General features: G+C 39.5%; 17 protein-coding genes. All 17 read right to left on the reverse strand.

Annotation, left to right across the window (positions count from 1 at the left end):
* Positions 1-64 precede the first annotated feature (64 nt).
* Positions 65-583, reverse strand: coding sequence for a rod shape-determining protein MreD (mreD, locus tag B1NLA3E_RS17290; protein ID WP_015595127.1), 519 nt, complete (start codon positions 581-583; stop codon positions 65-67).
* On the reverse strand, positions 580-1464 hold the full coding sequence (gene mreC / locus B1NLA3E_RS17295; protein WP_015595128.1) for a rod shape-determining protein MreC: 885 nt from the start codon (positions 1462-1464) through the stop codon (positions 580-582). The genes mreD and mreC overlap by 4 nt, the downstream gene beginning before the upstream one ends.
* Positions 1465-1577: 113 nt before the next feature.
* Positions 1578-2600, reverse strand: a complete 1023-nt coding sequence (locus tag B1NLA3E_RS17300; protein ID WP_015595129.1) for a rod shape-determining protein — start codon at positions 2598-2600, stop codon at positions 1578-1580.
* A gap of 159 nt (positions 2601-2759) precedes the next feature.
* A complete protein-coding gene (gene radC / locus B1NLA3E_RS17305) occupies positions 2760-3431 on the reverse strand; it encodes a RadC family protein (RefSeq protein WP_187292196.1) in 672 nt (223 codons plus the stop codon).
* A gap of 66 nt (positions 3432-3497) precedes the next feature.
* Positions 3498-4070: a Maf family protein gene (locus tag B1NLA3E_RS17310; protein WP_015595131.1), complete on the reverse strand. Its 573-nt coding sequence runs from the start codon at positions 4068-4070 to the stop codon at positions 3498-3500.
* A gap of 201 nt (positions 4071-4271) precedes the next feature.
* The gene (locus B1NLA3E_RS17315) at positions 4272-5414 is read right to left on the reverse strand and encodes an SPOR domain-containing protein (RefSeq protein WP_015595132.1); all 1143 of its coding nucleotides are present in this window, start codon (positions 5412-5414) and stop codon (positions 4272-4274) included.
* 172 nt (positions 5415-5586) lie between these two features.
* Positions 5587-6363, reverse strand: coding sequence for a pilus assembly protein PilO (locus B1NLA3E_RS17320; protein WP_015595133.1), 777 nt, complete (start codon positions 6361-6363; stop codon positions 5587-5589).
* Positions 6360-6998, reverse strand: coding sequence for a DUF3185 family protein (locus B1NLA3E_RS17325; protein ID WP_015595134.1), 639 nt, complete (start codon positions 6996-6998; stop codon positions 6360-6362). Before B1NLA3E_RS17325 ends, B1NLA3E_RS17320 begins: the two co-directional genes overlap by 4 nt.
* A 2-nt stretch (positions 6999-7000) precedes the next feature.
* Positions 7001-7993 carry a type IV pilus biogenesis protein PilM gene (gene pilM, locus B1NLA3E_RS17330; protein WP_015595135.1) on the reverse strand — a complete coding sequence of 331 codons (993 nt, stop codon included), beginning with the start codon at positions 7991-7993 and terminating at the stop codon, positions 7001-7003.
* A gap of 17 nt (positions 7994-8010) precedes the next feature.
* The gene (locus tag B1NLA3E_RS17335) at positions 8011-8760 is read right to left on the reverse strand and encodes a prepilin peptidase (RefSeq protein WP_041580643.1); all 750 of its coding nucleotides are present in this window, start codon (positions 8758-8760) and stop codon (positions 8011-8013) included.
* Between the two features lie 25 nt (positions 8761-8785).
* Entirely contained in the window at positions 8786-9214 is a 429-nt protein-coding gene (locus B1NLA3E_RS17340) for a type II secretion system protein (protein ID WP_015595137.1), read from the reverse strand.
* 106 nt (positions 9215-9320) lie between these two features.
* Positions 9321-10532 carry a type II secretion system F family protein gene (locus B1NLA3E_RS17345; protein ID WP_015595138.1) on the reverse strand — a complete coding sequence of 404 codons (1212 nt, stop codon included), beginning with the start codon at positions 10530-10532 and terminating at the stop codon, positions 9321-9323.
* Position 10533: 1 nt separating this feature from the next.
* On the reverse strand, positions 10534-11574 hold the full coding sequence (locus B1NLA3E_RS17350) for a type IV pilus twitching motility protein PilT (protein ID WP_015595139.1): 1041 nt from the start codon (positions 11572-11574) through the stop codon (positions 10534-10536).
* 12 nt (positions 11575-11586) lie between these two features.
* Positions 11587-13248: a GspE/PulE family protein gene (locus tag B1NLA3E_RS17355; RefSeq protein WP_015595140.1), complete on the reverse strand. Its 1662-nt coding sequence runs from the start codon at positions 13246-13248 to the stop codon at positions 11587-11589.
* A gap of 25 nt (positions 13249-13273) precedes the next feature.
* Entirely contained in the window at positions 13274-14593 is a 1320-nt protein-coding gene (locus B1NLA3E_RS17360) for a VanW family protein (RefSeq protein ID WP_041580644.1), read from the reverse strand.
* Positions 14594-14652: 59 nt separating this feature from the next.
* On the reverse strand, positions 14653-15945 hold the full coding sequence (locus B1NLA3E_RS17365) for a hypothetical protein (protein ID WP_015595142.1): 1293 nt from the start codon (positions 15943-15945) through the stop codon (positions 14653-14655).
* 255 nt (positions 15946-16200) lie between these two features.
* Positions 16201-17541 carry a PilX N-terminal domain-containing pilus assembly protein gene (locus tag B1NLA3E_RS17370; RefSeq protein ID WP_041580646.1) on the reverse strand — a complete coding sequence of 447 codons (1341 nt, stop codon included), beginning with the start codon at positions 17539-17541 and terminating at the stop codon, positions 16201-16203.

Below are 17541 nucleotides of genomic sequence, written 5' to 3' on the forward strand. Positions count from 1 at the left end.
CGACAGGAATCTGAAAAATCCTTTTTAATTACGCTGATTAGATTTGTTTTTTCGCGACAAAAAACTATTCATTTCGCAACTGATCTGCTAATTTTTCAAATTGTCTCTTTAAAGGATAAGCCACCAAAATGATAAAAATGAGATTCAAAACAAGCGTTGGCACTAATCGGTTCCCGAAAAAACTTGGAAATCCCATGGTGGTCCTATGTATTAAAAAGTTCATTTCATACACACCAATCTCAAGGAGGCCAACGCCAAGAAGAGTGACAATAGATACGATAATGAGGTTTGTTTGAAGAACTTTCATTATTTTAGAGATCAAATAAGCGATGACTGGGAACATAAATAAATAAATCCCCACTACTTCTGTATAAACTACATCAAAAAGCAATCCAAAGATGAATCCATATAAAATCCCAAGATTTCTGTTACCATAAATCGTCAGAAATAAAATCGCCATTATTAACAAATGCGGGACTAGGATATGCTGACCACTAAAAAACTTAGCCGGCATGAGTTCGATAAAAATACTTTCAAAAATGAAGCAGCCTGTGAATAATACGGGAAGAAGAACTCTTCTCACAGCTCCTCCCCCTTATCATCTACCATATCAGAGCTTTGCGGCTGTGCCATTTTTCTTTGAATGACCATGACATTCTCAATATCATAAAAATCCGCACCCGGTTTTATATAAGCAGTTTGCGTTAATCCATATTCGTCTGGAACCACTTTAACAACCTTACCGATTGGAAGACCCTCTGGGAAAATACCACCTAATCCGGAGGTAACCACGTTTTGTTTCTTAGCCACTTTGGCATCAGCTGGGATCTGTTTTAACAAAAGTAATTTCTTTTTCTCGTCATACCCCATGATAAGGCCATGGACTTCCTGTTCGCCTCCCAAAATCACCGCAGATATCCGGTTCTTAGAATCGTTTGCACTTAATAGCTGTACGGTAGAGGTAAACTTGTTAACCGAATTAACTTTGCCTATCAATCCACTTGCCGTAACGACCGCCATTTTTTTCTCGATTCCGTTCACACTACCTTTATTAATAATCACTTGTTCGTTCCAACGATCTGGATTCCGTGCAATAACAGTAGCTTGGGTAGGGTCATAGTCTCGTAGAGTTTCCTTTTTGCCTAAAACATCATTTAGCTTTTTATTTTCCTTCTCTAGTAGCTGCACCTCAGCTTCAAGTGAGGCAATCTTGTCAACACGTTTCTTTAGTTCCTTATTTTCATTATATGTATTCTGCAAATCATTTAAATTTTCGAAAAAGCCAGCAACATAATTGGCAGGCTTAGAAACAAGGCTTTGTACAAATCCGGTCGTGTCCTTCATAAACTGCTCTGGCCAAGTGAGTTGCTTTCTATCCCGTATAGAAAAACCAATCAATGCCACGAGAATAATCATGCTGACGAGCAATATAATCAGTCGTTTATTTAGAAAAAACTGTGGCATGATTTACACCTCTTTTTTTATAAAATAAGAAAGGATAGCTAAGTACCTAATGTGGCACTTAGCTTTCTGTTTTGTTTAGCTCCAGACCCCATCGGCGTCTTCCGCTTTTCGTTTTAACGTGAATCTCTAGCTTTGTTTTTAAATAAATGAATATGGTCAAGTGCTTTTCCTGTTCCAATCGCCACACAATCGAGTGGGTTTTCTGCAATGAGTACCGGCATTTTTGTCTCTTCACTAATTACCTTGTCCAGATTACGGAGTAACGCACCCCCGCCAGTTAGCACAATACCCCGATCCATAATATCTGCGGCAAGTTCTGGTGGCGTCTTTTCAAGTGTAACCTTTACAGCATCAACAATCGCATACACTGTATCATGAAGGGCCTTAGAAATTTCATCAGCCGTAATTTCAATCGTTTTTGGAAGACCAGTCAATAAATCACGACCACGAATTTCCATATTTTCGATTCCTTCGGGGTCACCGGCAGAACCAATTTCCATTTTAATGTTTTCTGCAGTTCTCTCACCAATCATTAAGTTATAATGCTTACGGATGAACAGAATAATGGCATCGTCCATTTCATCTCCAGCAATTCGAATGGATTGACTAGTAACAATTCCTCCTAAAGAAATAATTGCTACCTCAGTCGTTCCTCCTCCAATATCAACAACCATGCTCCCCGTTGGCTCCCATACCGGCAAATTAGCTCCGATAGCGGCTGCAAACGGCTCTTCAATTGTATAGGCATCTCTTGCTCCTGCCTGACGAGTCGCGTCAATAACAGCACGCTCTTCAACAGCAGTAATTCCAGATGGCACACAAACCATTACATATGGCTTTCCGGCAAATAAGCCCTTTGTTTTCGTTGATTGGCGAATGTAATATTTCATCATTGTTGCAGTCGTTTCGTAGTCAGCGATTACGCCGTCCTTCATCGGACGAAGCGCCACCACATTCCCTGGGGTACGACCAATCATATTCTTCGCGTCATTTCCTACCGCAACAATTTGTTTAGAATCCGTTTGAAAAGCAACAACAGATGGCTCTCTTAAAACAATTCCTCTTCCTTTTACATAGACAAGCGTGTTTGCGGTACCTAAGTCGATTCCAAGATCTTTCGTTCCAAATCCAAACATGGTTTGTATCTCCCCTTTTTTTCAAAAACAATGTAAAGATAAGCTCAAATATTCCAAGAATATTCGCACATGATTTTAGTTTTAGCGTTCATTTTTAGCCTGTTTTTGTCAAAAAATCATAAATAATATTATATCGTAACGCTAACCAAAATCATAGTGCTATAAATAACCTTTTTCCTTTAAACTGACATATTTATTCTCACCAATTATGAGATGATCTAGCAAATCAATCCCAATAATTTTTCCACACTCAGCTAAACGTTTTGTAACTTCAATGTCCTCGCGGCTTGGCGCGGGATCTCCGCTGGGGTGGTTATGAAGGCAAATGATGGATGCTGCTGAACGGCGGAATGCTTCTTTGTAGACCTCGCGAGGATGGACGATTGAGGCGTTTAGACTGCCGATGAAGATCGTTTGCTTATGCAAAACTTGGTTTTTTGTATTTAAATATAGGCAAACAAAATGCTCCTGCGATAAGAAACGCATATCATTCATCACCAACTTAGCTCCATCTTCTGGGGAACGGATCACATAGCGGTCCTCATGAACCAAGTTAGCAATGCGTCTACCAATCTCTACAGCTGCCAACACTTGAATTGCCTTTGCCGTCCCAATTCCTTTAATAGCCGTGATTTCTTCTAAAGAGGCCTCCTTCAACAATCGTAAGCCTTCAAAATGGTTAAGCAAGCGATTTGATAATTGCAGAACCGATTCACTCTTTGTTCCTGTTCGGAGCATGATTGCTATTAGTTCATGGTTCGACAGGCTTTCCGGTCCACTGTTCATAAATCGTTCCCTTGGTCGTTCATCCTGCGGAAAATCACGAATCATGATTGAATCTGTATTCAATTAAATCCTCCCTTTCTATACAGGGAGCTCATAATGAGGGGCAAATTCCTAATAGGGCAAAACAAAGCCTGCCTTCTGTAATTCTCTTATTGTTTTCGATACAGGGAGGCCGACTACCGTAAAATAATCCCCAGAAATCCGCTTAACAAGCATACTTCCAAAGCCTTGAATTCCGTATGCCCCAGCCTTATCAAAAGGCTCCCCGCTATTGATATAAGCTTGAATTTCTGAATCATTTAAATCCCAAAACGTGACATCTGTTTTTTCATAAAAACGAACGGTTGTATCAGCTGTAACAATGGCAACTCCTGTATAAACAGAATGTGTGTTACCCGATAGCATTTTGAGCATTTTAACTGCTTCAATCTTATCTTTTGGCTTCCCTAATACCTGATTGTTTGCGAAGACAATCGTATCAGCACCTATGACAATAGAATCACGATGCTTTTCGGCAACATCCGTTGCTTTTCGAGCCGCCAAATCCATGACGATTTCTTCAGGTGCTGTACCTGGTAAAAAGCTTTCATCTGTTTCACTGCTGGAAATGTCGAAGATTAATTGAAGATTTTCAAGAAGTTCTTTTCGCCGTGGAGATGATGAGGCTAAAATGAGGTGTTGCATGATGAAATCACCTTACCTTTCATTGTATTATTTGGGGAGATACAGTCTCATCGTATCAAAATTTGTCATCACAAACAATTTTTTATATAAAAAACCATATTTTCTTCAAAAATAATGAGCCTGTGGATATAAATATCCAATCAGACCCATTTTTTATTGCCCGGAAAATATTCGACAAACTCAATTTGATCCGTCATTTCGTCACAATGCTTGGTAAGCTGTTAAAATTGAAAGAAGCTGTTGTTGAAGCGAGGTTAACTTCTGCTTGCCAACCGATTTCTCCATTGAATTGATATTTTGGGTCGCCGCATCAACTTGTACCTTTAATTCCTTGATTTTTTCATTTGATAATGTGTCTTTTTTTGGTGCCAATTTTTTAGACTGTTGATTGATGCTATCCAACAATGCTTTAGGGAATGAATCGGTGGCAGAAGCGATAGAGGCGGCTGTTGTCATCGTTTCAAAAAGGAGGGGGATTCCTTCAATGTACGTCTTTTCCTGCACCTGAAGCCCACTTATTTCATGTCCACTAAAGCTCATTTCCTTTGCGATAAATTCCGTCACTCCCGATTCCTTTAAGATCTCTCCAAATTCCTTGGCGTGGTCCTTTGTATCCGCCACACTTAACAGTAGGAAGGACTGACCATTGCTTTCAAAGGTTGCTGCAGAGGCACCCTTCTCCTTCAGTGAGTTTACTATTTGAGTGGCTGAATCCTTATTTGAATATACACCCTCTTGGACGACCCATGTTGTGATGGTCGGCGGTACAAGTGAAAGCTTGCCTGATTGTTGCTCTGCTTGTTTTTTCTCTGGTTCTGGAGTTGTTGTCGGTTTTTGAACAGTACTAGTTTGGGCTGGATGTTCAATGAACACCAGCTTGAGCATGGTGAAACCAAAGCTTGTCCCAAGCAATACCGCCAAAAAGACAGCTGTGAAGATAGTCGTGAACATCCTCTTGTCAATTTTCCGTTTTCCAATCGGCCATTTTTTTGACGATTTCTTTTGGGAATGATTCGCCTCCGCTGTCATTTTGTATTCTTTAATCTTTCGAATGTCGGATGTTGAATCAGGCAGAATCCAGTCAAAGCTTTCTTCGCTTGGGTCATGAGCTACCGCTGCTTCACTTATAGTAGTGAAATCTTCACGATCTTTTTGTGGCATCTTTACTGGCTTTGTCTTTTCAAATCTTTGTTCCATTGGCACCTTTTCAGTTGTTACTATATCTTTCCTATCATTTATGAATTGATCCTGCTTCCGATCAGATTTCTGGCGAGTTTCTTCAAAGGATTGCTGTTTCCCGTTGATTTTGATGGTAATGGTTTTACCAGGTTCCCGCTTGTCCACATGTATCCCTCCTTGCGCCTGCGGTTAATTGGTTTCATCCTATCATATCGGCAAAAAAAAATAACAAGACTTTTGTCGTCTTGTTATCGAATGCTTTCGCCAAATTTTTCACTAGATTTAGCTGTTACATATGACTATTTTGTTTGAGTTTCAGCTAGGAGATTCTAGGAGACTATAAAGGATCTGATTTAGGTACTACTAATTCTGGCAACTGACTCTGCAAATCGGTCAATGTTGGCATATAAAAAGCAGAAAGCGTAACTGTAAAAGATAGCTTTTTCTTTTCTGTGTCTAAATTGGTTTTTTCCCCACTTCCAGTAAATCCGACAGACTCAATAACAATAATTCGTGTCGAATTCTCCAATGTATTGATAAATATTTTCAATTCATCATAGCTAGGTGACTCAACTTGTAACGTTACTGTTAGCTTTTTGATTCCTGTCGGAACTGCCGCCTTTTGTGTTTGTGCAGTAGCTTTGGTTGTGCTTGCATTAATTTGCTCTGTTGTTTGCGGCTGGCTATCAGTGTTTTCATTCTTTTTGGTTGTATCTGATTTTTGATTGGCGTCAGTAGCGGCTGGCTGTTGCTGGGTTGTGTTTTGCTGTGGAACACTCACATCAGCTTCTGAAAAAGCCATATTCTTAATCTCGCTTCCAGATACGACCTCTGCTTTTTCTAAATCAAAGATTAACTTCTCGGACTGTGGCTTAACCGGAACCTTCCGTTGAAGTGCCGCCACACTTTCAACCGTAACTGGACTTGATTCTGTTGGTTTACTCTGAAGTGCTGTCAGCAAATCCTGTGCTGATTTTAACTCCACAGACTTGGTTTCAATCTCTTCTTTTTTCGGGCTAAGATAGAAATAATAACCTGACAAAATCATTGAGATGGTTAAGAATATGGTGACCATCAAAATGATGATTTCTTTTTTTGAAAAGCGAAGGGTCATGGAGCATCCCCTCCCTGCTGGTCTTTCTCGGCTTTTTCTTCTTGATTGATATAGTCCCGATTCAAAGTGATCTGATATTGACCAATGTACCGAGGAATGTATTGGCTCTGGTCCGAAGTGGTTTGTTCTGAATCAATCGTTTTAGTTTGTTTAAGCTCACTCACAGTCAGTGAAGATAGCTTTGCTTCAGAAATCCATTTGGAATCTAGCAAAGTTTTATAAAAATAAGCTGCATCCTGACTCGTATCAAACTGGGCAGTTAAGGTTACTGTGCCTGCTTCCGTATAAGCGATAGTTTGGATTAAACCACGCTGAAGCAGGAGAGAATCGATGTCCTTTAACACAGGAACAGATTTTAACGGTTCTTCATTAGCCCATTTTACAGCAGCTTCGAGCTGTGTGAGGGAAGCCGAGGCTTGAGCCGTATTCGTTTGCTTAGCTTTTTCAGTTTCCGCTAGCTTGTTCACTGCAAAAATTTGGTTTTTTAGACTCTTCAACTGATTACCTTGGGTGTATCCTTGCCAAAATATAACAATACCTGCTACCAGCAAAATAAAAACCGCTGAAAAAATGATCGTCAAAAAAGCTACATTTTTCGGTTCTTTTTTTGGTAACAGGTTAATATCAACAAGCATGACTACACCTCTTTTAAAGCCAGTCCAAATGCAAGATAATGTGACCTTGGCAGCGGTTTATTTTTATCTGTTTGGAGCTCTTCGGCATCAAGGATCTCCACCTTGATCTCAAATCTAGTTTGTAGTTCCTTCATGATGTCATCTAACAAAGGATGATCACCTGTTAATAATATTTTAGAAATTTCATTCTTACCTTGATGTAATGAATATTGGTAGAACTCTATCAGCTTATTGACTTCCTTAAACGATTCATCAAATTGTTGATATAATTCATTCTTTTCGCCAATAAAGGTTAATTGTTGAAATCCACTGCGTCCAATCTGGATGTCCCAGTCTTTTTCCTCAAAAGGAATATACATATGGCGAATAAAAAAGGGAATCTCATTTTCAAAAATACTCATAACCACGAGGTCCAAATCAAACTGAAGCACAAACAGCTTCTCCTCTTGTTTCGGTTTCCTTAATTGGTGATAAAGACGATAAAGAGCAAGAGAAGACAGATCAGCCACCTCTGGGATTAACTTTAAGCTTGAGAATAGATCGGTAAATTGCATTACATAGCGCTGATGGGCCGCAAACAGAAGGATTTCCTTCTTTTCCTCCTGTACAGGTAGAACGATATAATCAAAAACTGGATCTTCGAACGGTAAGTGAATACTTGAACCAATTTCTAAATAAAGGTACCCCTTAATTTCATCATAGGTAACATCTGAGGGAATGGTGATCCTCCGAATTGTCACATAAGAATCTGGGGCTAAAAAGCGGACTTTTCGTCGCCGAATTTTCCAAATATCAATACATTCATCAAGAATGATCTTCAAGGTATCTGGATCAATGATTTTACCTTCCTTGACTACACCCGGAGGCAAATACCTTTCCCCCCACTTAATTGGAAGCGGAGGGTTAGATGGTTTCATTTCAAGATAACGAATCGAATGATCATTAATAATGATATCAATCGGCCTATTACTAACCGAGATGAGGGGTAAAGCCATGTGTCGACCCCCTAGCTTTATGAGAAAAATAAGTTAAAATACGCTTGAATGATCTTATCACCATAATAATAGGCAACGAGCGTTCCAGCGCCAATAAACGGGCCGAACGGAATCGGCTTTCCTTTTTCGAAAATCCGTACAGCCATTCCAGCTCCACCAATTATAGCACCAAACAAGGTTGATAAAAAAAATGCTAGTAATAAGATTTTGACCCCTACAACAAAGCCGATAAGAGCGAATAGTTTAATGTCTCCACCGCCCATACCACCTTTACTAACAAGCGCAATCGCTAAAAGAACAACAAAGCCAATTGCCGCTCCAAGTAATGAGTCCCACCATGGCAAAAGTGGAAAGAAAAGGCGTTCCATTAAAAAAATCCCTGCAAATACAAGCAAAACTTTATCAGGGATCAACATATACGCAACATCTGATACTAGAATAATAATAAACAGTGAAATCAGTGTCAAGGCAATCAGCAGCTCACTGCCCCAGCCAACGACTAATGGAGCGGTTGCAAACAACACTCCGGTAAAAAGCTCAATGATAGGATAAATGGGCGAAATGCCCGTTTTACAGACACGGCATTTCCCCCCTTGAAATAAATATGATAAAACTGGTATTAGTTCGAAAGCTCTAAGTTGATGCCCGCATGTTGGACATGCTGAGCGTGGTGAAACGATTGACTGCCCTACTGGCACTCGGAGGCCGACTACGTTGTAGAAGGAGCCGAATAATATCCCGTATATGAATAGTAGTAAATATAACAAGGGTTAGCTCCCGTAAATCTTATTTTTACTGTCCATTTCCAATTGTTGTTTCAGTTTTTGACGCGCTATTTATGTCAGCTACAGTGGCATAATCGAATGTTAAATCTCCACCAGTAGCCTTTATGGAAATTTCAGTGCCTCCAGTAGCTGTCGTATCTACATAGAGTTCAGTTATTGTTATGTTAGAATTTTTATTATCCAGATAAGTTTTTAATTCTTCCGCAGTTATGGTTTTATCAGTAGGAATCCCTTCTGATGCAATGAATAACCTGCCAGCATCAATAGCTTGGATTGCAGATGATTTTACTGCATCATTTCTTGATTTATCAATAATATTTCCAATAGCCGGAATCGCAATTGCTGCAATTATCCCCAAAATAACGATAACTGCAAGTAACTCGATTAATGTAAAACCTTTATGATTTTTAAGACGTTTTTTTAACTTTTGTAGCATACTCTCTCACTCCTTTTATTAAAGATAATGGTGTTAATTTTTATAGCCTAACCATTTCATTATACAAGGAAATTTCACAAAGGAATAATGAAGATTTTACAACATTCTACATTTTATCGACATTTTTGAACATGTCAAACATCGGCATCATGATCGAAAGAACAATCACCCCGACAATACTAGCTAAAAAAACAATCATTAACGGCTCAATAAGCGATTTTAGCTTTTCCGTACTATTCTCAACTTCTTGTTCATAGAATTCAGCAACCTTGAAAAGCATGGAATCTAAAGAGCCTGTGTTCTCGCCAATTGCGATCATTTGCGTGATTAATGGGGGAAATGCCCAGTGTTTGAGCATCGGTCCGGTCATCGAATTTCCTTTCGCTAATTCATCTTTTGAGGCGCGAAGGACCTTGCCAATTACTTCATTTTCAACAACATTTTCGACAATTGAGAGAGCTTGCATAATGGGCACCCCGCTTGAAAATAGGGAGCTTAATGTACGCGTGACCCTAGCTAAGGCTGCCTTTTGTAACATTTTTCCAAATAATGGCATCCTTAATGATACATAATCAAAATAATATTTTGTTTTTTTGTTCCGTTTCACTCCGACAAATCCAATGGCAATTAAAATTACAAATAATATGACAACCCACCAAAATGATTGCATGAATTCACTGGCATTTAAAACAAACTTCGTAATGGCCGGAAGATCTGCCCCCATATCAGCAAACATGCTTACAAAGGTAGGGACAACTGATGTTAATAAGAAGATAACAACCCCAATTGCCACAATTCCAATTACAATTGGATAGGAAAGCGCAGACTTTATTTTTTGCCGGGTGGTGTGTTGTTTCTCAAAGAAAACAGCAAGTCTTTCTAGCGTCTCCTCCATATTCCCCCCTGCTTCACCAGCTTTTACGAGATTAATAAACATCGAAGTGAACATTTTCTTGTGTTTTTCGGCCGCTTCGGAAAACGGATTTCCTTTACGCAATTCATTTTCAATGTCAATCAAGGCTGCCCGCAGCTTTTTGCTTTCCGTTTGCTGGGCGAGAATATTCGTTGCCTCGACAATGGTTACTCCTGCTTTAATAAGAGTTGCAAATTGCCGTAAATAAATAACCATATGCTGAAGTTTAACAGGTGTGCCAAAAGAAATACTTTTATTTAAACCTGCATCTTTTACTTCAGTCAAATCGAGGACCCGTATGCCGTCCTCACGAAGTTTATCAATGGCTTCACGTTTTGAATCTGCGTTAATGGTTCCCGCCTTTTTTCCTTTGCGATCTCGGCCTGAATATTTATAGCGCGCCATTTTAGTTCACCGGTCCCTTTAAATATGGGTCGGCAACTTCTTGGGCAATGACTCCCGTTTCCAGCAACTCTTTAATGCTCATTTCTAACGTTTGCATCCCTTGTGACCGAGACGTCTGCATGGTCGACTCAATTTGGTGGATTTTATCATTTCGAATTAAGTTTGCAATCGCTGCATTATTGATTAATATTTCTAGTGCAGCTCTTCGGCCTTTTCCGTCTGCCGTTTTAAACAGTCGCTGTGAAATAATCGATAGTAATACCGATGCAAGCTGGGTACGGACTTGGGGCTGCTGGGCTGGCTCGAATACATCAATCATTCGTTCCACTGAAGCAGGTGCGCTAGATGTATGGAGCGTTCCAAACACTAAGTGGCCTGTTTCAGCAGCGGTGATGGCAATTTGAATCGTTTCAAAGTCACGCATCTCTCCAACTAGAATCGCATCTGGATCCTGGCGGAGTGCTGCCCGTAAGGCATTCCCAAAGTTCTTCGTATCAAAGCCAATTTCGCGCTGGTCGATAATTGACATGCCATGTTTGTGCAAATATTCAATCGGGTCCTCTAGCGTAATAATGTGCTCGTGCATCGTTTGGTTCATATAATTGATCATCGCCGCTAACGTCGTTGACTTACCACTTCCGGTTGGTCCTGTCACGAGGATTAAACCTTGTTTCTTCTCGACAATTCTCCGTAGCGTATCAGGAAGATTTAACTCATCAATAGTCGGAATACGAGTCGGAACCGTCCGGATCGCCAAGGCCACACAGCCTCTTTGCTTGAATATATTGACACGGTACCGTGATACATTAGGAATCGAATAGGAAAAGTCCAACTCCCCCATTTCTTCAAATACCCCCCACTTTCCATCTGGGGTAATCGCCCTTGCCATCGCTTCGGTATCCTCGGGCTTGAGAACTTCTTTTCCATAGCGCTTCAATTCACCATGGATTCGAAAAATGGGTTGTACAGATACTGTTAAATGGATATCTGATGCCTTTAGCTCAAAGGCTGCTCGTAATAATAGATCGATTCTTTCCCTCACCAGTTTGCACCTCTATTCAGAAATGGCCACTCTTAATACCTCTTCTGTTGTTGTTAGACCTTGTTTCACTTTCAATAAGCCATCATCTATCAAGAAAATGGTTTTATTTTTAACGGCAATTTGCCGAAGATTAGCAACCGAACCACTATTCATAATGACATGACGCATTTCCTCATTAACCACGATTACTTCATGAATCGCGATCCTACCCCGATAACCAGTCATATTACAAGAAACGCATCCTTTACCGCGCATAATCTTGTCAATTTTTAAGCCTCGATTGGCAAAGATTTCAATCTCGCGGTTGGTCGCATCATGCGGTTCGCCACAGTCTCGACAAACTTTCCGAATAAGGCGCTGGGCGACGATACCAGATAATGACGTTGCCACCAAAAAGGGTTCCATTCCCATGTCAATCAAGCGTGTAACCGAGCTTAGGGCATCATTTGTATGCAGGGTACTTAACACTAAGTGCCCAGTTAATGAGGCACGAATTCCCACTTCGGCGGTTTCTTTGTCGCGGATTTCCCCGACCATAATAATATTCGGGTCCTGACGTAAAATAGATCTAAGTCCTGTGGCAAACGTCATGCCAACGTTCTGATTGACCTGAATTTGACTGATTCCCTCTAGTTGAAACTCCACCGGATCTTCTATCGTGATAATATTGACCGTTTCGTTGTTAAGATTATTTAATGCAGCATAAAGAGTTGAGGATTTACCAGATCCGGTTGGCCCAGTGATCAGCACAATCCCATTCGGCCTTTCAATCATTCGTAAAAAACGTGTTAAATTTACCTTATTAAAGCCAATCTTATCGATATCAATCAGGGCGTTACTTAAATCGAGAATCCGGAGTACAATTTTTTCTCCAAACACAGTCGGTAAGGTGGATACCCGCAAATCAATTGGGTAAAAATTAAGATTGATTTTGATGCGTCCATCCTGCGGGATCCGGTGTTCGGTAATATCCAAATTGGCCATAATTTTAATTCTCGCTGTCAGAAAGCTTTGCATATTTTTCGGTAGGACTCGCTCAACCCGTAACAACCCATCAATACGATATCTAACAACAAGCTTCGTTTCTTGGGGGTCAAAATGGATATCGCTTGCCTTATGGGCAACAGCATTAGCGAGGATTTGGTTGACAAGGCGAACAATCGGAGAATCCTCATCTGTTATTGTCTCTTCCTGTGGATTATCCCCTTTTTTCATCCCATCAAGGAGATCATCAAACTCATTGTCCATGTCGTAAAATTTATTGATGGCACGAACGATATCATCTTTTGTGGATATAACCGCTTCGATTTGAAACCCTGTTGAAAGGCGCAAGTCATCAATTGAAAAGAAATCCATCGGATCCGCCATTGCTACCAACAGCTTATCCCCGTCCCTTCGTAACGGAATTAATAGATTTCGCATTGCTGCTTCTTTTGAGACAAGCGAAAATAAATTCGTTTCAAACGGGTAGTTGTAGAGGCTGAGATGCGGAATTCCAAGCTGAACCTCGAGAACCTCAATGAGTTGTTGCTCGGTAAGATAACCCTTTTGTAACAACGCATCTCCAAGCTTTTGACCTGGCGTTTTTTCGGATAAAGTTAACTGGAGCTGTTCCTCTGTAATCAGTCCAGCTTCCACTAATAAATCACCTAGTCGTTTTCGAGTATATTTCATAACGGATCACCGCTTTGACGTTTTTTTATTTCATTGTTTCATTTTCCTTCCCATACAAATCACTTTCCAAAGTAGATTGCTGGGTTGATGCCGTTCCATCCTTATTATTCGTGTATTGGGTGGTATTTTGCCCTGAATCTACGGTTGCTTGGCTCGTATCTGTTTGTCCATCAGAACTTTCACTTGTTTTCGAAGAGGTCAAAGCGTGAAGTTCGATCCGTGGAACAGGTGGATAAAAATCCTCTGAAATGGCCTCTTTGCGGATCCAAGCCCCATTTTCATCGTAAATTTCCCGGTAAACCTTTATAAGGAAACCATTTGCGCCTTCCTGTTGGACCTTTGTTCCATTGGCTGGTAGGAGCGGACTGTACTGAATAATTGTTTTCGGTTTAAATTCCTGCTTCTCCGCAATGTTTATTTTATAGTCGAAAAGGAACTTACTTCCGTTAAGAGTTGCAGTTAGTGTGTTATCCTGCCTTTGAAGCTGAATTTCATAACTTGCATCGTTTGGATTGACAAAGACAAGGTCGAGATGGGTGTCCAAGTCTACCTTTGCTTCCATTCCAAGACTGGCATATTCCGGTAAAACTACCCCAGTTTGTCTTTCGACAATCGTGAAGTTGCTGGATAAGATTGCTTCGTAAATAGTGGTAGCTAGCATACTGGCTGCTTCTGGAGAAAACGTTGCAAGCTTTTGAGCCTCGATTAATTTTAATAACGAGACTTGAGAATAGCCCTCTATTTTAATCGGTGACAATCTCTCAACCAATATCCCTAATTCAAGCGGAGTATAATCACATGTAATTGTTGCTTCACTTAAGACTTCGTTTTTATTGAAGTCTTTTGGTAAAAACTTTTCGACTGAAAGCTGGTATTCCCTGGCACTAAGATTGGTAGAATATGATATAAGTTCCGTAAGGATTGGATCGATAATAAGCTTTGGATCCTCAAGCTCCTTAGAAGCATTTTTTAACAATTCTCTCAGATCACTAGATTTGAACGTGACGATTACTTCATTTTGTTGTCCATCCTTTGCAGTCGCAACGGAGTTTTCTAAATCAATTTGAAACTTGCCCACATCTACTGGAATCGTCTTTTCTTTATATTGGAGGCTAATCTTTGTTTCGGAACGCCATTTTTGGAGCGGTGCACTTAAAAGTTTTAAGGCATCGGATTTGGTTTTACCTGAAACATCAATCGGACCAATCTTCGTACCTGTTGCAAACTCGTCACTAGTCGAAGTCATTGATTCGTAAGCCAAAGCGCCGAAATGTGAGAAACTATAAATAAATGCAGTGCACAAAAATAGGACAATAAACAGTTTTATACTTTTACCATTCCTCACATTACCCACCCCCTTACTATCAGGCTCGATTAATTTCAATTTTAACTTTTATGGTTTCCTTACCTTTTTTCGATAAGTACCTGCTCTTTTGGTGTTTGATTCGTGGTAGTTCGCTGAATTCTTTGATTTGCAAAGACCATCTCCTCAAGTTCATACTCTGGTTCTTTGACTGCCTTTTGTTCCTGAACTACGTTGCCATTTATTTCTTTTATCAAATCTTCAAGTGATAGTTCTTCAATCTCTACTTCAAAATCATTGGATGGTGCTGGAGCATCTTCACTGATTTCCTCTTTTGGAGCTTTTGGATTTGAAATGACTTCCAAACTATCATCTGTTTGTGGGGTCTGGATTGCTATTTCTTCCAATGGTTGAATGGAGTCTGATCCTAGTTCGTCACTTTCAATCATTTTTTCAATTTCTGACATGTAATCATGTGATTGTTCGATTATTATTGAGGAAGGTTCTTGTTGTTCGAGAGGCTCATCGCCCTCCTCTAGTAACGTTTCAAGATCAAACACCAAATCATCAGTTGTTTCAGAAATAGATGATTTTGGTTCTAACATTTCAATAGAATCTATTCGATAATCCTCAAGCTTGGAGTCCGAAGTATCGGCAAACCCTGGTTCTTGAAGTTCAGGTTCAACGAAATCAATATCAAGCACGTCCAACTCTACGTTCTCGACTAGGGCAAGATTCCCTTTAGCGGAAGTTAAATCCTCAATGCCTACTGGTTTCTTAAGTTTGATTCGATCTTCCTCATCCAACACTATCTCCTCGATTTCAGTGTCATCGAGATTGTCTTCATCGGGTTTTCTGATGAGTGAAAGTTCATGGTCATTTTGAAAGACAAGTTTCTCTAACAAAGTGGTTGGTACAGGCTTTTGAATGACTGCTGCTGCAATTTGGTTCTCAGCAGTATGTTGGATAACTTCTGAATCTTTACTTTTAAGTGTTTTTTGCTTTTTAGCAAATTTTTTGTCTCTTTTATCTAATTCCACTTTTTTATCGGAAGATGCAATATAAGAATAATTATCATTGATGACCACTTCTTCGGCAGGAGAATCCGGTTGTTGTTCCTCTTTAAAAAATGGATCCTGGTTTACTTCGGGAAGATAAAGCCATTTCCCCCCCTTTTTATTGATAAAATAACTAGATGTGCCGACAAACATTAATAGGATCCAGCCAGTTTGCCATAGTGAGAATACAATGGATGCTACCAAACCAAACAGTCCAATCAAAAACGAAGCCACAGCAAGTAAGACTTTCCCTTTTACGGTAAAGCCTATTGGTAAAAAATAAAGTATTGGAAAAAGGATGAGTAATGAAACTCCTGCAAATAGTAAACTCTCCATTTTTCCACCCCTAACTAGGAATCTAAATTTTTTTTATATGTGAAATCAACAATTTTATACAATATACGACTTTCTCATATTGTATAATATCAAATACTATTTTAAAAGAATATCATTAAAGGATTATAGGCAAAATAGATTAATTAAAAGGTTTTTCTACCAGATGTTCATAGAACCCCCTTATAATCGATAATAAAAAAAGTGTACGAAGGTTCGCACACTTTTCCATTATACTATTCAACGATTCACTTCTATTTATTGCTCGCGAACTGGTTCCCCGGTGATCGTGTCTTTTACCGGAGATAGTCCCGTACCATTATCTACAAATAGCGGGGAATTGTCATAGTTTATTTGAACGAATTTGAAGATAAAACTATCATCGTTCCCTTGTGATGATAAAGATTTAGCAATAATCGAACCTGCAAACGAAGCATTAATATTGACAGTTGCATTAGGAGCAAAGATCATTTTGGGGTAGTTAGCTGTTCCGGAACCAACAATCGAAATACTCGTCCCACTCGTTACAATGTGGCCTTGAACACCGGATACAAAATTGTTAACCACCAAATTGGAATTTTTGGCATACATTGACGCATTAATAAGTCCATATATATTCGAGGCTGTCCCTTCTAAAAAAATATAAACCTTTTCGAAATCGCCGCCTGTATTCAAGATACTTCCAGATGTCATCGAAATATTTTTAGCATAAATAGAAAGCTTTGCACTTCCAACGATTTGAATTTTCGCCCCGCTCAAAAGTGTAAGATTATTAACGACTAAGTTCTTGTTTATATAACCAACATCAATCGTTAACGTTTGGTTGGCATTTACAGTAAGGTTATTTAATACCATATCTTGGTCCATCTTCAATGTAGTGTCTGTAAAATTAGCTGCATTTGTGGGAATAGTAAAAAGAGGAAACTCAGGAATATTTAATTGTGTCCCAACATTCGTATAAATATTACCTGTAACAATTGCTTTGCTTCCGTTTAAAGTAATATCTGTAGCAGTTCCATTTGTACCAATTGACCCATCGACCGGAACGTTTTTTAAAGTAAGATTTTCTTGTACAAATAATACCGTATCTGCTGGAATCGTTACACCGCTTTTGGGTTTCCAAGTAAGGTGAATGATTTTCACTACAGTCCTAGAACGATTATTGATGGTGCCGGTTGAGGTGATTTTATAATTATTGCTATAGGAAACAACCGTTCCATCCTGTAATTTCTCGATTTTTATTTTAACAACAGGATTTCCACCAAACGACTCTTCGAATAAATTTTCAACTGTTTTTTCCTGACCTAATTCCATTAAATTATCCACACTAGAAAAAAAATCAGTATAGGATAACGATTGGCCATAAATGGTACTAAGCTTGGTCCTAATATCATTCATTTTATAGGTAATGCCTGATTCAGCAATGTAATAGGATGATTGATTATTCCGTTCCCCAGAGGTCATTTTTATATTGCTTGCCGCAAGACCCATAAGACTGAATCCCATGATGGAGATGACCACAAAAACTAGTAGTACTGTAACTAAGGCTACACCGTTTTCATTGTTTAATGATTTTATTTTGGAATACCAATTTTTCAT

This window comes from Bacillus sp. 1NLA3E (assembly GCF_000242895.2).
Taxonomy (GTDB): Bacteria; Bacillota; Bacilli; order Bacillales; family Cytobacillaceae; genus Bacillus_BU.

What these genes read in the sequence shown, in the direction of transcription:
- mreC (WP_015595128.1), bottom strand. Translation starts at nt 1,464, where the DNA reads ATGCCACAGTTTTTTCTAAATAAACGACTGATTATATTGCTCGTCAGC.
- B1NLA3E_RS17300 (WP_015595129.1), bottom strand. Translation starts at nt 2,600, where the DNA reads ATGTTTGGATTTGGAACGAAAGATCTTGGAATCGACTTAGGTACCGCA.
- radC (WP_187292196.1), bottom strand. Translation starts at nt 3,431, where the DNA reads ATGATTCGTGATTTTCCGCAGGATGAACGACCAAGGGAACGATTTATG.
- B1NLA3E_RS17310 (WP_015595131.1), bottom strand. Translation starts at nt 4,070, where the DNA reads ATGCAACACCTCATTTTAGCCTCATCATCTCCACGGCGAAAAGAACTT.
- B1NLA3E_RS17320 (WP_015595133.1), bottom strand. Translation starts at nt 6,363, where the DNA reads ATGACCCTTCGCTTTTCAAAAAAAGAAATCATCATTTTGATGGTCACC.
- B1NLA3E_RS17325 (WP_015595134.1), bottom strand. Translation starts at nt 6,998, where the DNA reads ATGCTTGTTGATATTAACCTGTTACCAAAAAAAGAACCGAAAAATGTA.
- pilM (WP_015595135.1), bottom strand. Translation starts at nt 7,993, where the DNA reads ATGGCTTTACCCCTCATCTCGGTTAGTAATAGGCCGATTGATATCATT.
- B1NLA3E_RS17340 (WP_015595137.1), bottom strand. Translation starts at nt 9,214, where the DNA reads ATGCTACAAAAGTTAAAAAAACGTCTTAAAAATCATAAAGGTTTTACA.
- B1NLA3E_RS17345 (WP_015595138.1), bottom strand. Translation starts at nt 10,532, where the DNA reads ATGGCGCGCTATAAATATTCAGGCCGAGATCGCAAAGGAAAAAAGGCG.
- B1NLA3E_RS17355 (WP_015595140.1), bottom strand. Translation starts at nt 13,248, where the DNA reads ATGAAATATACTCGAAAACGACTAGGTGATTTATTAGTGGAAGCTGGA.
- B1NLA3E_RS17365 (WP_015595142.1), bottom strand. Translation starts at nt 15,945, where the DNA reads ATGGAGAGTTTACTATTTGCAGGAGTTTCATTACTCATCCTTTTTCCA.
- B1NLA3E_RS17370 (WP_041580646.1), bottom strand. Translation starts at nt 17,541, where the DNA reads ATGAAAAATTGGTATTCCAAAATAAAATCATTAAACAATGAAAACGGT.